At 39.2% G+C, this 14,868-nt stretch carries 12 protein-coding genes; 5 read left to right on the forward strand and 7 right to left on the reverse strand.

Features of this window, described 5'->3' with window-relative positions:
* Positions 1 to 21 precede the first annotated feature (21 nt).
* On the forward strand, positions 22 to 471 hold the full coding sequence (locus AC1DFM_RS10560) for a hypothetical protein (protein WP_477076687.1): 450 nt from the start codon (positions 22 to 24) through the stop codon (positions 469 to 471).
* 49 nt (positions 472 to 520) lie between these two features.
* On the opposite strand, the gene AC1DFM_RS10565 is transcribed toward AC1DFM_RS10560, so the two are convergent.
* The 6 genes from AC1DFM_RS10565 to AC1DFM_RS10590 form a co-directional block, all read right to left on the reverse strand.
* A complete protein-coding gene (locus AC1DFM_RS10565; protein ID WP_477076688.1) occupies positions 521 to 3,103 on the reverse strand; it encodes a hypothetical protein in 2,583 nt (860 codons plus the stop codon).
* A 21-nt stretch (positions 3,104 to 3,124) separates the two neighbouring features.
* Positions 3,125 to 5,134 (reverse strand): hypothetical protein, encoded by a 2,010-nt coding sequence (locus AC1DFM_RS10570; RefSeq protein WP_477076689.1) that lies wholly within the window; start codon positions 5,132 to 5,134, stop codon positions 3,125 to 3,127.
* 183 nt (positions 5,135 to 5,317) lie between these two features.
* Entirely contained in the window at positions 5,318 to 5,632 is a 315-nt protein-coding gene (locus AC1DFM_RS10575; protein ID WP_477076690.1) for a hypothetical protein, read from the reverse strand.
* Between the two features lie 2 nt (positions 5,633 to 5,634).
* The gene (locus AC1DFM_RS10580; protein WP_477076691.1) at positions 5,635 to 5,817 is read right to left on the reverse strand and encodes a hypothetical protein; all 183 of its coding nucleotides are present in this window, start codon (positions 5,815 to 5,817) and stop codon (positions 5,635 to 5,637) included.
* Positions 5,818 to 6,061: 244 nt separating this feature from the next.
* Positions 6,062 to 6,457 carry a hypothetical protein gene (locus tag AC1DFM_RS10585; protein ID WP_477076692.1) on the reverse strand — a complete coding sequence of 132 codons (396 nt, stop codon included), beginning with the start codon at positions 6,455 to 6,457 and terminating at the stop codon, positions 6,062 to 6,064.
* The gene (locus AC1DFM_RS10590; protein WP_477076693.1) at positions 6,450 to 6,803 is read right to left on the reverse strand and encodes a hypothetical protein; all 354 of its coding nucleotides are present in this window, start codon (positions 6,801 to 6,803) and stop codon (positions 6,450 to 6,452) included. The genes AC1DFM_RS10585 and AC1DFM_RS10590 overlap by 8 nt, the downstream gene beginning before the upstream one ends.
* Before the next feature lie 226 nt (positions 6,804 to 7,029).
* Between AC1DFM_RS10590 and AC1DFM_RS10595 the strand changes: the two genes are divergently transcribed.
* Both AC1DFM_RS10595 and AC1DFM_RS10600 read left to right on the forward strand, forming a co-directional pair.
* Complete coding sequence (locus AC1DFM_RS10595) at positions 7,030 to 7,728, forward strand: hypothetical protein (RefSeq protein ID WP_477076694.1); 699 nt, start codon at positions 7,030 to 7,032, stop codon at positions 7,726 to 7,728.
* A gap of 343 nt (positions 7,729 to 8,071) precedes the next feature.
* Positions 8,072 to 8,989 (forward strand): HEPN domain-containing protein, encoded by a 918-nt coding sequence (locus tag AC1DFM_RS10600; RefSeq protein ID WP_477076695.1) that lies wholly within the window; start codon positions 8,072 to 8,074, stop codon positions 8,987 to 8,989.
* Positions 8,990 to 8,991: 2 nt separating this feature from the next.
* Here AC1DFM_RS10600 and AC1DFM_RS10605 read toward each other — a convergent pair whose 3' ends face one another.
* Positions 8,992 to 9,231: a helix-turn-helix transcriptional regulator gene (locus AC1DFM_RS10605; protein WP_477076696.1), complete on the reverse strand. Its 240-nt coding sequence runs from the start codon at positions 9,229 to 9,231 to the stop codon at positions 8,992 to 8,994.
* A gap of 1,186 nt (positions 9,232 to 10,417) precedes the next feature.
* Between AC1DFM_RS10605 and AC1DFM_RS10610 the strand changes: the two genes are divergently transcribed.
* Together AC1DFM_RS10610 and AC1DFM_RS10615 are read left to right on the forward strand one after the other, a co-directional pair.
* Positions 10,418 to 11,626, forward strand: coding sequence for a TlpA family protein disulfide reductase (locus tag AC1DFM_RS10610; protein ID WP_477076697.1), 1,209 nt, complete (start codon positions 10,418 to 10,420; stop codon positions 11,624 to 11,626).
* 13 nt (positions 11,627 to 11,639) lie between these two features.
* Complete coding sequence (locus AC1DFM_RS10615) at positions 11,640 to 14,867, forward strand: SusC/RagA family TonB-linked outer membrane protein (protein WP_477076698.1); 3,228 nt, start codon at positions 11,640 to 11,642, stop codon at positions 14,865 to 14,867.
* The last annotated feature ends 1 nt before the right edge of the window (position 14,868 follow it).

Below are 14,868 nucleotides of genomic sequence, written 5' to 3' on the forward strand. Positions count from 1 at the left end.
CATTGATAAAAACTGTTAGTTGTGCTATATCGCTTATTAATTTTTTCGTCTACGCTAGTCTTTTCTCAAATTGTAAATGCTCAAAAAGTAAAGTCAATTCAAATAAAGCTGGTAAATAGAGATGTATCGAGGGAAAGTGCAGATCCAGTTAATTTTTACCTGGAAAACCCGACTACAGGAAAAACACTCGCATCAAAACTCCAGATCTTTTCATGGAAACAGGCATTTCCACCAAATATGGATATGGATCTTTTAACTCAGAATATCTCTCTGCAGCAGCTCGATAGCTGTATTATAAAAGCTACAATGAAGACTGGCAGAGAGATATACAGATTTGATTGTATTTTGAAAATATCTTTTGAAGAAGATAAGAAAACAGTTAAAAGAAGACTATCGGATATGACTTTTCAAAGTTCGGCAATACCAACCAACAGGCTGGATTCAATAAAACGGCCATTAATTTTGGAATAGGGTTAATAGCAAGCAGAAAGTTACTGGAAAACTAACCAACAGAATTACGTCAGTCAAATTTGTTTTTATTGATGTGGGCAATTCTTTCCCTGGATTTGATTTCTTCCTGTTTAATCTTGAGCTTTTGTTTCTCAATTTCCAGATTTTTGAGCTGAAGATCCCTATCCCTGGATAGCTTCATCCTTTCATTGTTTATCTTCTGCATTGCCAGATTATAATCTTTTGAAGCATGCTGCTGTTCGGCATTGAACCTGCTATATTCAAGTAGGTCCGGTGTTCCGTTATCATTCACATCTTTAAGGTTATCGCTTTGTCGATTAAAGGTAGCGATAATAGCAATTTCCTTTTTATTGATGCGGTCCAGTTCTGCCTGGTAGTTATCGTTTATCATCTGCTCACGGCTACGCTCATCAGCTGCCTGCTGGGAGGAAACAAACTGTTCCTGCTGCTGCGTAAGCTGCTGTTGCTGGATTGCCTGCTGATTCTTCAGATACTCTTCCTGTTTGTTTTTCAGACGCCGGAAGGTATCTTTCATTTTGCGCATTGAATCTGTCGTATACAGTTCGGCGATATCATACAATGAAGCACCATTCTGAAGTGCTGGTTGAGCAAGCTCCTGAAGTTTCTGAAATGCCATCTGATCCTTAGCTCTGGAGGTAACAAAGACTTTCAGATCTCGTAATTTAAGCTCTGAGCCATTTATCTGAATAAAGGAATTTTCCCCATCTCCGTTAATATAGCTTAAAGTGGAAACAGGCTTAGAGGACTCAATGTACATGGCAGCATCAAGCATTCCCTGGTAAAGCTCGTTAAGCACGTACTCATGTTGCGTGAAATAAGGTTCTGTCTGAGCATAGCTCTGACTTAATGAGGTATTCACGCCAGTGGCAGTTTGCGTCGCTGCGACGTTGCCCAATCTCTCACGGGTTAATCCCACGAGCTCCCAACATTCCATTTTCATTTGCAATGCCAGATTGTAACGGGACTGAATTTCCTGGGTACGGGATAAGTCCAGTGCGCTATACTGATTAAACGCACTGAGAGCACGGGCATTTTCAGGGCTGTCATCAATGAATATAGCGCCGCGCTCTTTTGCCTCCAGCTCCCACATATCAAGGGCATCTTGTCCGTCTCCATCCTTTGGTATCGGGATATGTCGCAAGGGGATGAGAATAACCTTACCTTTTTCTTTCTCTAGCAGCTTCCATAGCTGGTTTAGGCAAACATTGTAGATCATCTGATAGGGCTTCATCAGATCTATCAGGCTGGTTGGTCGGGAGTTCTTTAACTCGTGTGTAACTCCAATGATTGGAAGATATGGCAGTAATTTATAAGGAGCGACATGATATACATCGGCGCCGATTAAAAGCCCCCGGTACCAGCGGTTGGCATAACGCCATTCGAGCGATATTTCATTTGGGGTAGTGCCTTTACGATATGTCTCATCTACCAGAACCGACTGAATTTGGCCGGTAGTCTCATCCCGGTAAGTAACCTTTCCTACTTTTATTTTTGATTTCCAATAGGAAATGACAACAGTAAATTTGTTTCCCCAGGAATTAAGCCCAGGATAAAGCCTGTCAGTAGATTCATATTCGAAAAAACCTTGGGCGTCATTATATCCGGAAATTATCTGATCTTGAATTATAGCTGGGTTATAAGTATCATACTGTATTGTGTTAATACCCGTTTGTCTTTTTCCATATGTAGTTCGCCCATAGTCGCTTGAGTGATGACTTTCAGCGGTTTTTCGTAAGTGATCGATTTCTTCTTTAGTGATGTCAGAGAATCGGTCCATGATTTCCGATAACTCCATTACCTCAATTGTGCCACCGGCATACCAGTCACGACTATATTTTTTACCGGCAGTTGTAAGCTTCCAGACATTAACAGGGTTGAGGGTTTCAACTGAGTATCCCAGGGAATTTTCCTGAGTCTCGTATATATGATAAAATTCAGAAGATGTAATGAGAAGATCGCGGAAGGCATCCTCGGATTTTTCCTTAATGCAGAACTGAACTTTTGTTGCTTCAAGAACATGGGAACCCCATCTTTCAGCAAGAGTTGTATAGCTGGTAAGGTAATCTTCCACCTTTTCAAGTGTGAGCTCCTCAATTTGCTCAGGGGTTATCTGGTTTTCATTTTCTTGCAAGGAAAGTTTTTGCTGGATGCCTCTATAGGCTTTATCCAGGATCATCTGTTGCAGTAAATCTGTGCGGTACTGTAGTTGCTCGTTACGGCTATCCTGATCAAATGCCTTTACCCGAGAAGTATCCGGTCTTTTGGTAAGCTCACCTATCAGCGTGTTAAGTGGTGGATTTAAAATAGGATAGTGTTTGACATAGGCCGGTAGTTCCAATTGTTCAATCTCAAGGGAATCGATGAAGTTTTTAACCTCCGGCTGCTCGTAGAAGTCATCTTTTCGGATAATGCCTTTTACCAGCTCATAATTACGGGAGATTGTCTGGCGGTTTTTTCTATACTGGGTATGGGCAATTGTGGAAAAGTAATCCATATTGGATTTGATCCAATCATCAGACTTTTTTTCCTGCTCGCTTACATACTGATCAGGATATAGAGAGATGTTTTCATAACTGAGTTTGCCGCCCTTTGTCTGGGTAATAATGGCCATAGGTTAAACTTTGAGGTTTTTTCAGGAAGGCTGGCGCCTTACTTTTGATCTGGAGTAAAAAGCAGTGGAGGATTTACCGAGCAAAAGGGATGATGAGGATTTTTTGGAAGAAGAAAAATATGCCATCAGTCTAGGGTCATCTACTGAAGAGGCAACAATATGCCGGGCATCAAGGTGAACTGCAACTGCAATGGCTATACTGGCTGCCCTTATGCGGTCGAAGTTTCCGTCTGCATTGAATTTGATAATTTCTTCCAGCAGTATTGGATCCAGGATCCGGGTAATACCAAGGATCTCTTTTATAACGGCACCATTTTCATCTCGCTCCGTAGAAATAATCTGCTCCAGATAATTTTTCAAAAGTCCGTTAAGATGGGCTATCACCTTCGGTGTAGCTGGTAGGCCGTACTGTCTGCGTACAGATGTTGTAGGGGCAATGTCACGAAGCCACTCAGGTTGTTCCATTAAGTAGCCGGCGTCACCTTTGCCGATCATGTACTGGATGAAACCGTAATCATCGCTTTCACAAAGCGTATAGGCGTTATAGTATTTTATAAGATTGCGTACAGTTTCATTCCAGGTGTTAATTGATGAAGGCCTTCCTACGTACTGGGCTACGACCATATCCTGGTACTTTTCACCGGCCAGGTTGTGCATACGCTTATAGATATATATGGCGCCCAACGAGCTTGAGTATTTTGAGGTATCCTGCTTATAGGGGTCAACTCCTGCTACATAAGTACCAAAAGCTGCATCTTTAACGGGTGCTTCGTACATCACCATGCAACCATCCTTTGACTCGTTTACTTTTAAAGGAAATGAGCTAATAGGTGATCTGTCTGAAAACCGATGCAGCAGCTTTTCGCCATCGTGGTATATTTCAATGGGAACCCCGGTGAGGTTAAGAGAGGCAAGTTTTGTGCGTTGCCGCTTTGCAGCATCGACGTTAAACAGGTTGGAGGAAAGGGTGAGAAAACATTCCTGTACAGTGAGAGGATAGTACATTACCCGTTTTAGATACTCAGTCTGGTCGGGATCTTTTGCTTTTTGCTCTCGTTCTGCTTTGATTATCGCTATGGCCTTTTCCTTATCAGATATTTTAATGGGTATCTTTTCAAGTTCACCTGCTTCATTGATAACTAAACCTTTCTCTTGCCGAAGGTATGTAGCAAGGTTACTATCATATTTACAATCCTGACGATACGCTCCAGACATGAATTTACAGGTACGTTGGCCGGTGACTAGATCATCGAAACCCAAGAAATTATTGGCATCAGGATTATAAAAGAAACGTTCTGCGTCACTTCCTTTTTCAAAGGAGCCTCCAGTACCAACGAGGATAGGAATACAGCGCCAGCCATATTCGCTTAAGAAAGCTGGTTTAGCAGCTTCGAACACTTGAGCAAAAGGATATTTACCAACTTCATCAAATATCGCAGACTTTGCAGTGGTACCGGCGGGAGCTTCTGTATTATTACCGTCATCAGCATTGCGGATCATGATGTAGCTGAAGACTACGGCCTCATTGTCTTTACCTTTATATCCTAATCTTACGGTAGTTTTTCTCCAGTCTTTATCTATTTTTCCGATTCCCAGTCCGGACCAGATATTTTTCAGGCCAAAGTCTAGCTTTTCGGTTAGTAACTCCAGATCCGGTTTATTCCCACCAACAATAAGGTTTTGGGTATTTTCAAATAGCAATGCGCTCCATCCAGTAATCGATGCCTCCATCTCCGATTTTCCTCCTTGGCGGAGACCAATTTCCATATACCCAAGCTTGCGCAGCCGGCATAATTCAAGGGCTTCTGCTCGTTCCCATTCATTATCACGTAAATCTGGATGCTGGGTAGAACGTATAACGTTGCCATAAGAATCTAATCTGTCGGCGCGGATATACCAGTGATTTATATGGAAGTAAAGCCAGCCCGGAATATGGATACCATTAACACGTACTCCTCCCAGGCACTTTTCCAGCTCCCAGGATATTAGTTGGGAATAGTCTGTGCTGCCCGGGAGGGGAAGGGTTTTCATGTTGGCGAAAAATTCGCTGGATAGGATTTCCATTTGGGGTTAACATTCTCAATTTAGGTTACAGAGAAAGCCATACCATGTAAGTATACCAGGTATTGTAAAAAGTGAATAAGGAAAGGTAGGAGTAAGACCAAAGATGTTAGATAGGTAACTATAATTATTCGTTTATATAAAATTGTAATTTTAAAGATTCTGTCTCATCCTTTCAGGAACATTGCTATCTGCTCTTGCAACTTTTTTGGATTCCTCTCTTTCGCGAAGCCTATCTACGACTTCCAGTAGAGCCAGGAAATTTTTCATAGTTTCCTGAATAAATTTTCCCTGCTGTTCAATCGAAGCAACAACCATAGGAATTATGCCGCCACGGGCAGTCGGCTTGAATTCTATCCTATCCTTTAGTTGATGTAAAGGGTTAGCATCTACATAAGCCTTCCATGAAAGCAACTGTTCTTCAGCCCAATCCAGGTCTTCAGTGATAAACACATTCTTTTTTGCCATGTTTATTTCTTTTTCTGAGCCTCTCGGTGTGCAATTGTGAGTTCGTCCATGTCGGTTTTAACGATATCAAGGCAAGTGTGCATGATATCTGAGGCCAGCAATTTATTTTTTTCTTCCAATTTGTCGGAAGCACATATTGCGGCGGTAGTTTTTACCACCTCCAGGAGGGCGAGGATCGTTTGCATGGTGACTTTTTATTATTTAACAATTTGATCTATACCGGCAGCTTCCTGTTCAGTTACTTCGGCCTGCCATAAGCCTTTAGGACAGGAAGAAGATAGCTGGTGTGTTTTCCACTGAAGGTTACAGCCGCAGTGCATACAGTGTTCATCAGGCCTTATGGATGAAAAGCCAGTATTTTCAGTTACATTTTTAGAGTTGTATTCACAAGGCTTGCAAAAGGTATCATATCTGAACGCCGCAAGTCTTTTAATCCATTTTTTGCCTAGCTTGGAGTTGTACATTCCCTGTAGCAGGCCTTTCCAGTCTACTTTCATATTTGATAATTCGGTTTTCTAATCCATCAATAAGTGCCTGGCAGCTGTTTATTTTTATTGCAAGGGAAGAAGTTCGGGAAGGAGAACAATTTGGGAGTTTTGCCTGGTAACTGATCATTATTCGTTGGGCTCTTCGCAAAGCCAGTTTAAGCCGGTGATGGCTGCATTTAAAATGGCCAATTCCTGAGATCTCTACCGACATACTGGTTTTGATCTTTATTGCCACCGATTTCCATTGATGGCTGAGTATATCTTCAATTTGCTGCCTGCTGGCTCCAGTCGAAATGGCCACCTGGCGCGTCAGATTTTCAAAAAGGATATCACTCAAGGTGTACGTTTAAATTGATCTGCATTACAATAGTGCGGGAGAAGTCCAGGGCAAAGTCCGGAGTTACCCGGTACATTTCCCCACTTTTATAGAGAAGATTTTTTCTAAGCAGGCGCCCTTTAACATTCTCAATGGTGGCAGATGAGCTACCGAAGATTTTGATAAAGTCCCGCCTTGCTGAAGGTGGTGTAATAGTTCCGCGAACGGCGGTAAAAGCCAATAATTCGATTTCACGTCTTTGCAGGTTCATCTGATGCAGAGTAGAGAGAAGACTGTAGTAGGCGATGGCCTTGTCAAGGGTTTTTTCGAACTGTCTGGCGAGCTTCTGAACAACAATATCACTCATCGCTGTGGCCCGGGTTTTTCACTATGATAAAATTACCCTACAAAGTTAAGCCAGTATTATGTTCCAAGAAAGAGAGGTTCTTTTCACCGCATGAGAATTAATGCTATATAAAGCTGGTGAATTTATAATTGGAAATATTTGATCATTTTGAAAACGTTCTAATTTGATTAACAAAATTGACAGAATTTAATCGGATTTTGGATATGAATTTAAAATACCCCACTTTATGAATCTGGATCAAATCCGAAGCATTCAAATACAGCATTCAATTCTACGATCTTCATTATCATATCTTACGCATTTACCAGGAACCTTTAAAGAAAAGCTTTGTAAAGTCTGCAATTGGTCTCCCACTAGTTTTTATATCAAAATAGTACAACTGCCGAATTCTGTATCGATTGCCGATAACGCAATAGCGATACTCATTTTAGAAAAACATATCCATGATCTAATTAAAAGTGCGAGTATTTTCCATAAGGATATTCCCATACCTACCGATGAAACTACTAATATCAATTTAGAATTGGGATATCCCAAATGCCTTATCTATAATATCTACGATGGAATTATTACTATAAAAGAATATTTAATACACAGATTGAAAGAAGATTTACTTCTATCAGATAGTGAGTTTCTACATTTTCGACAAAAGTCTTTCGGAACGAGCAGTAAATATTTTCAAAAAGATCTTCCTATAAACTTTCATGGTATTTCTGAATCAATACTCAAAGAGATTATAACACAACTGTATTTCTTGAAAGAGCATGCCAGATCCTCTAAACGAAAAGCACAATTTGTTATAGAGGAGACCTGCCCCAATCCTACAATAATAAGAAAAGGAAAAGGAAGGGATGTTCCCAAAGTTTTCAAAAGAAAGAATAAAACTAATTATGTGAAAGCTTACGGTTGTTCAACCTCCAAATAATAGTCACCATAATTAAAAAATTGTTCCATGACCCCGCGTAAGAATCACTACCTCTAAGTAAAGAGTTACTACCTCTTTATGTTTTTTTCAATAAAATCAGTTTTAATTTGAAAAATGTTAATAAATTACAATCATAACAATACTCCTATTATCATTTAGATATACCTGAGATTAAATTTTTTGGGGTTAACAAACAATGGATGACAAGCCGGCTTCAGAGTCTTCTGGGATGCCGGCTATTTTTCTTCCTGAGAAAAATGGCTACATTTACTTGTTAACCGTGAACAGTGGACCAATGAAGACCTGAAATATTTTATAAACTTCAAACTAAGGTTCCTGGATTATGGATTTGGTAAATAGGCCTGGTGACACACCGGGCGAAAAAAGCACAGCAGTATTGAAAAGTTCTCTGGATCATCTTCCACCCGGAAAACAGAATATCATTAGACAGGCAATTGGAAACATTGTCGATAAGTTTAATCCTGAGATGGTTATTCTCTATGGTTCTTATGCGACTGGTAAGTGGGTTGAGGATAGCTATGTCGAGGATAATATTACATACGAATACGTTAGTGACTATGATTATCTGGTTGTTGTAGAGGATAAATCGGAGAACTATAAAGATCAAATAAACCACATACAGGATTTTTATCTAAGGAAATATAATGTAGAAATTAACATTATATGTTACGACATCGAATATTTAAATGGAAGGCTAGGAGAGGGCATGTTCTTTTTTTCCGATATTCAGAATGAAGGAATTTTGCTATATGACACCGGGAGGTTTACTCTGGCGATGCGAAAGCCACTCTCGTCGCCGGAAAAAAAGGTAATTGCGCAGGAACATTTTGATATCTGGTACCAACCAGCCCAAAATGCGTTGATGTTAGCGAAAGTTTGCATTAATAACAATGATCCTTACGACGCGGATTTTCTCCTACATCAATGTATGGAACGAGCATACAATGCTATTTTACCAATTTTTTGGGGAAACCGGCCCAAAACCCATAACCTTGACAAACTCCGTCAATTTGCAAAGCCTTATTCTATGGAGCTAATGAATGTATTCCCTAAGAGTAACGTGGACGAAGTACATCTTTTTGATCAACTTAAGAAAGGCTATGTAGATGCCAGATATAAACGAAAGACCTTTGTGGTTACAATTGGTGAAGTAACAGAAATAGCCAGGCGTATGAAAAGCTTCCTAGAAATCACTGAAAAGATTTGTTTGCGGAAAATATCAGACTACGATAATGATTAATTCTATTCATCACTGCCATCAACTTCAATTCTATCCATCTCAGTCATAGGATAAATAAATTCTTTCGCCTCAACCTTTAATACAGTTGCCCATTGATATATTTTCTTCAATGATGGTTGAAATTGATTTGTAACCCATCCAGAAACGGTGGTTTCTGATGTATCCATCATTTGAGCAAATTTTTTGTTTGAAATATCTTTCTCTGCTAAGATTACTCTTAACCGATTATATTTAGTTGCCATTGGAAGAATGCAAATGATTGTGTTTCGCTAAGATAAATATTTAAACATTAATGAATCGTAACTGCTGTGCCTTCAGAATTAAAAAAAATCTAAATTCCATAAAACTTGTGTATATATTTAAATTATTTGTGTAAATACAGTATATTTGCTTAACGTTATTCATTGGAAGAAGGAAGAATTCCAGTAATAATGATTGTGTTTACTGCTGCTGAACTTGGGAATTCGTTTGCAGGACTATTGAATCGACACAGAAATTTGCCAGCAAAATGCGTGGCCACCGCCGCAATATACATACTTTGCGCAGGTTCGGTTTTGATTACGATTTAGTCCGAGCGATCCCAAGGCTCCAGCAGCGTTAATTGAGATCGGCCTGCGTAAATTTTTAAAGCATACCCCAGGTTATCTCCCTCTTTGTTACATCAAATCTAATTACGACAAGAAAGGTATGTCTTGTCAATTCTATCAACCAGACTCAGCTTATCCGGGTTGCTAAACCTTCATGCAGGGCATGAAATAGATAAGGAATAACTCATTATGAAAACTTTTTAATCATGGATCCCGTAAATATCTATAGCATTAGGGATGTCCATGAATCTATTTGTCATCGAAAAAAAACGTCATGGAACATACTAAAATCACCCAAAATACAAACTCATCCTAATAACTAAGCTGCCCTTTTAATCCTGTTTCGAGCAATAGTGTACCAGAATTAATTCTTTTCCTAAAAAATGTGATTAAGAAATGATTAACATTTTTTGAATAATGAAACCATTAACTTTCTGTGAAGACATCTCTGATGCTACACTGAAAGGTCTTAGTTTTATTTAGGAAATTTTTTTAAAGATTGTCATGTGATCTACTTTCTGTAGGTCCCTTATTACACGGTTATTCGTCTTATTCCGATTAGCCAAAATCACAACACACGATAGATAATGAGTTACTAGGTCATACGCCCTAGAGGATACTCATTGTCTTAACAATTGCTCGACGGTAAAACAGGTGTACTTATTATCCTGTATAACTTTATATTAAGTTTGTTATGTTACGCATTCCGTGTGTCTGGGCATCGTATGCCTTGCTATTAACTGTAATTCTGTCACTTGATCATTTATTTGCGCAAAAGTATCAATCTGAAACAATTCTTACTGCGCCGCCATCTACCATTGAATTAAAAATAAATGATGTCATGCCTGATTATTACTTCTCTGAAGTATTAGGCATACCTGGCAACTCAATGAAGTTGTCAGATTTTAAAGGTAAGATGATCATATTCGACTTTTGGGCAACCAACTGCAGCGGATGTATCGCCTTGCTACCTGAGCTGTCTGAGCTCCAATCACGGTACAAGGACAGAATCCAGATTATTCCAATTACAAATGAAAAATCAGAAAAGGTAGCTTCGTTTTTAAAAAGAAATAAGAAATTGGCTGGTCTTGATCTCCCATTTGTTACCGGCGATACAATCCTTCAAAAGATATTTCCTCATAACATCATCTCTCATGAGGTTTGGCTGAATGTGAATCATGTAGTAAAGGCTATAACAATACCTCAGTATGTTTCTGCCAGTAACATTGAAGCATTTTTGCAAAACTCAAATGTAGATTGGCCCGTTAAGAATGATAATCTAAAATTTGATCCGTCTTTACCGTTGGTAAACCATGCTGGTTTAAAACTAAGTCTAAAGCCATCTCCATTATATTATTCCATAATATCAAAATATTATTCCGGAATTGGATCAGATGAAAAAGTCATTGCTGATAGTAGCAATGAGACCAAGCGCCTGACATTTTTCAATTATCCAATTAAAAATCTTTACTCCCGGGCAATGCAGAGCAATTTGCCAACTCTGACTAACAGGACAATTTATAATGTCCGGGAGGTAAATAGATATATCTACGACAAACGGGTTGATTATGCGGACAGTTGGAATGCCAAAAATACATTTTGTTATGAGGCAGTCTACCCGATAAAGGAAAAAGACAGCACTTTGTACATGAAGCTTAAGATCGATTTGGACAACTATTTCTCATTATCTACAAAAATTGAGAATAGACTTGTCGATTGCTTCGTGATCACAAAGGAAAAAGACATGCCCAGGCACAAAGGAAATACTGGCGAAGATACGGACATAAAAGTTGAAAGTGTTGACTCTCTCCGCTTTCAGGTAAGTTTAAAGAATGCAGCTTTTCAAAATTTGGTATTCAATCTTAATAAAATGATCGGAATGCCACCGGTACTGGATGAAAGCAAATACAGCGATTTAGTAAATATGAAATTTGAAATTAACCCAAACTCAAATTATCAGGAATTGAAGGACAGCCTAAAAAAACTGGGGCTAAAGCTCAACAGCCAAAAAAGGGAGCTTCCTATGTTCATCATCTCTGAAAATAACTAAAACCAGATTAGCCATGAAGTACGTCCATCTATATTTTTATTTGACATTTTTTTTAATTCTCTCCTTAACAACAACTACTAAGGGCCAGGAACCCAACACAGCCAGGAAAGTTACAGGTATAATTATCAACTCAGAAACAGAGCTACCAGTTATTGGCGCCTCGGTATTCCTGGAAAGAACCGATAACGGTACAAAGTCAGATTCTACCGGATTCTTTAAGATCTATGTTCCGGAAAATACACACCGGATCAATATAACCTGCATCGGATATAATCCTTCAAACGCTACTGTTTCAGGAGATAATACTGCTGTGTTGAAAGTCCGTTTGCAGCCAAAGATTAGTGGTTTGAAAGAAATTGTGGTAAACGTTAATACAGGTTACCAGAAAATTCCTCGGGAAAGAGCAACTGGTTCTTTCGGTTTTGTAAATAATGAAGATCTGAATGTCAAAACAGGTAGTGATGTAATTAGCAGGATAGAAGACATGACAACATCCGTGCTTTTTGACAAAAGAGGGGGCACAAATAATATTCAGATCAGAGGATTAAGTACCCTGGATAACAGTAGATCCAAACCCCTGATAGTAGTAGATAAATTTCCGTTTCAGGGCGAGATCTCTGATCTCAACCCTAATGATGTAGAAAGTATCACGGTATTAAAAGATGCAGCTGCTTCCTCTATTTGGGGCGTGGCCGCCGGCAATGCCGTAATTGTTATAACTACAAAAAAAGGGAAATTTAATCAGCCATTTAAATTATCCTTCAATTCTAATTTCACGACAGTCAATAAGCCAGATGTGTTTTATAAGAAGCAGATGAAAGCATCTGATTTTATTGACGTAGAAACCTGGCTGTTTAAACAGGGATATTATGATACTGATTTGCAAAATACCAATGACAGGCCTCCTGTAAGTCCCGTGGTGGAGCTTCTTAATAAAGTAAGGGATAACCTCATTTCTCAAAGTGATGCAGAAACAGCAATTAACAAATTTAAGAATGCAGATGTCAGAAATGACTACGAGAGGTATCTCTACAGGAAAGGTAATCTACAACAGTATTCGCTGGAGTTGACTGGGGGGGCCCAGCGGCTTAATTACTTAATTTCCCTGGGTTATGATAAAAGCAACGACCTGCTTGTTGGTAACCAGTATGAAAGGATTACCGCAAGAACATCCGCCTCTTTCAAGCCCATGAAGAATCTTGATATTGAAGCTAATATCATTTACACGCAGGATAATGCAAAAAATAACAGTATTGGCTCGGATTTAAATGTTGGCGGTGGAAAATCCATTTATCCTTATGCCCAGATTGCTGGTCCTGATGGTAGTGCATTGGCGATTCCAAAGTATTACAGAAAATCATACGTAGATACTGCCGGCGGAGGTAGGTTAGTTGATTGGAACTATCGTCCGCTGGATGAAATGAAGTTTGCTGACAACAAGAGTACAACCAGGCATTTGGTCTTTTCTTTAAGCGGGACCTACCATATTGTGAAAAATGTTTCTGCTGAAATTAGCTACCAGCATGAAAATCAGGATCTGAACGTTAACAATAATTTAGGTCTCAATACCTTTTATACAAGGGACCTTATTAATTTGTATACCTCGTTTGATAATGATTTAACTGTACATAATGTCCCAGTACAGGGTATCCTTGACAGAAACACAAATAATCTGGTTAATAACTCAATCCGTCTTCAATTTGGTTATAATAATAACTTTAAAAAATCTTCATCTTTAACAGCACTAGCAGGAGGGGAGATCCGGCAAACTGAAGTAAACATTAATTCAAGCAGGATTTATGGCTATAATGATAGGATACTTAGCTTTAGTGATGTTGACTATTCTACGCTTTTTCCGACTTATGACAATCTAAAAGGAAATTTGAAAATCCCTTCTGCTACTGGGATATCATCCCTTCTGAACCGGTTTATTTCATTATTTGGTAATGCGGCGTATACGTATAAAAACAGATACACCTTATCGGCAAGTGCAAGAAAGGACGCTTCGAATTTGTTTGGAGTAAACAGTAATCAGAAATGGGTACCATTATGGTCAGTAGGTGCCAGCTGGATAATCAATGAAGAGAAATTCGGATTTCTGAAATCCTTAAGTCTCCTTAGATTAAGGAGTAGCTACGGAACATCGGGTAATGTAGACAATACTATTTCAGCGTTGACTACGCTCAGTTATGGCTTGTTCCCGTCAACTATTACAAACCTTCCATATACAGTTGTGCAGAACCCTCCAAACCCAAGTCTGCGTTGGGAAAAGGTTAAAACCTTTAATATTGGCCTCGATGCAGCTTCTAGGAACAACCGGGTTTCGGGAACAATTGAACTTTTTAATAAGGCAGCCAGCGATCTGATTGATTTTGTACCAGCTGATTTTACCACCGGAGTAAGAGATTTGCGTATCAACTCCTCCAGTATTAATACTAAGGGACTTGACCTTACAGTAAATGCCAAAATAATAGATTCAAAGTTCAAATGGGGAACGACATTTCTGTTTTCATATGCCAGAAGCAAGGTTACTAAGGCGCTATACAATCAGAACAATCTTACGAGTTATGTTGGCTTTGGGACTAATATACTTCCTCTTGAGGGGTATGCCCCATATTCGATCGTAAGCTACCGTTTTGGTGGCTTGGATGCTCAGACAGGAGATCCAATAGGTTTCCTGGGCGGGAAAGAAAGTAAGGACTATGCAGAAATCACTCAAAAAGCTACCAAAGAGGATTTAGTATTCCATGGATCTGCTATACCATTGTATTTTGGAGCTTTCAGAAATGATTTTTCATATGCCAATTTTACGTTGCTTGTCAATATTTCCTATAAGTTCGACTACTGGTTCAGGCATCAAACAATCAATTATTCCTCTCTTTATTCTTCCTGGGATTCTCATGATGATTATACTAAAAGATGGCAGAAGCCAGGAGATGAAACAAAGACCACAGTACCATCGATGACCTATCCGGGAGACTACAATCGTGATAAATTTTATGCAAACAGTTCGGCTACAGTATTGAAAGGAAATAATATCAGAATAAAAGACATACGAATTCAGTATCAATTCCAGCATGCAGTGATAGGCAATAGCCCGATAAAAAGCCTGGTGGTATACAGTAATGTGTCAAATGTGGGTATTATCTGGAGAGCAAATGACCTGCGATTAGATCCGGATTACTTTTCAACACTCCCAACACCTGTTAGTTTTACCATTGGTTTAAGGGCATCCTTTTAAC

The sequence above is a fragment of the Chitinophaga sp. 05T412 genome (assembly GCF_056396465.1).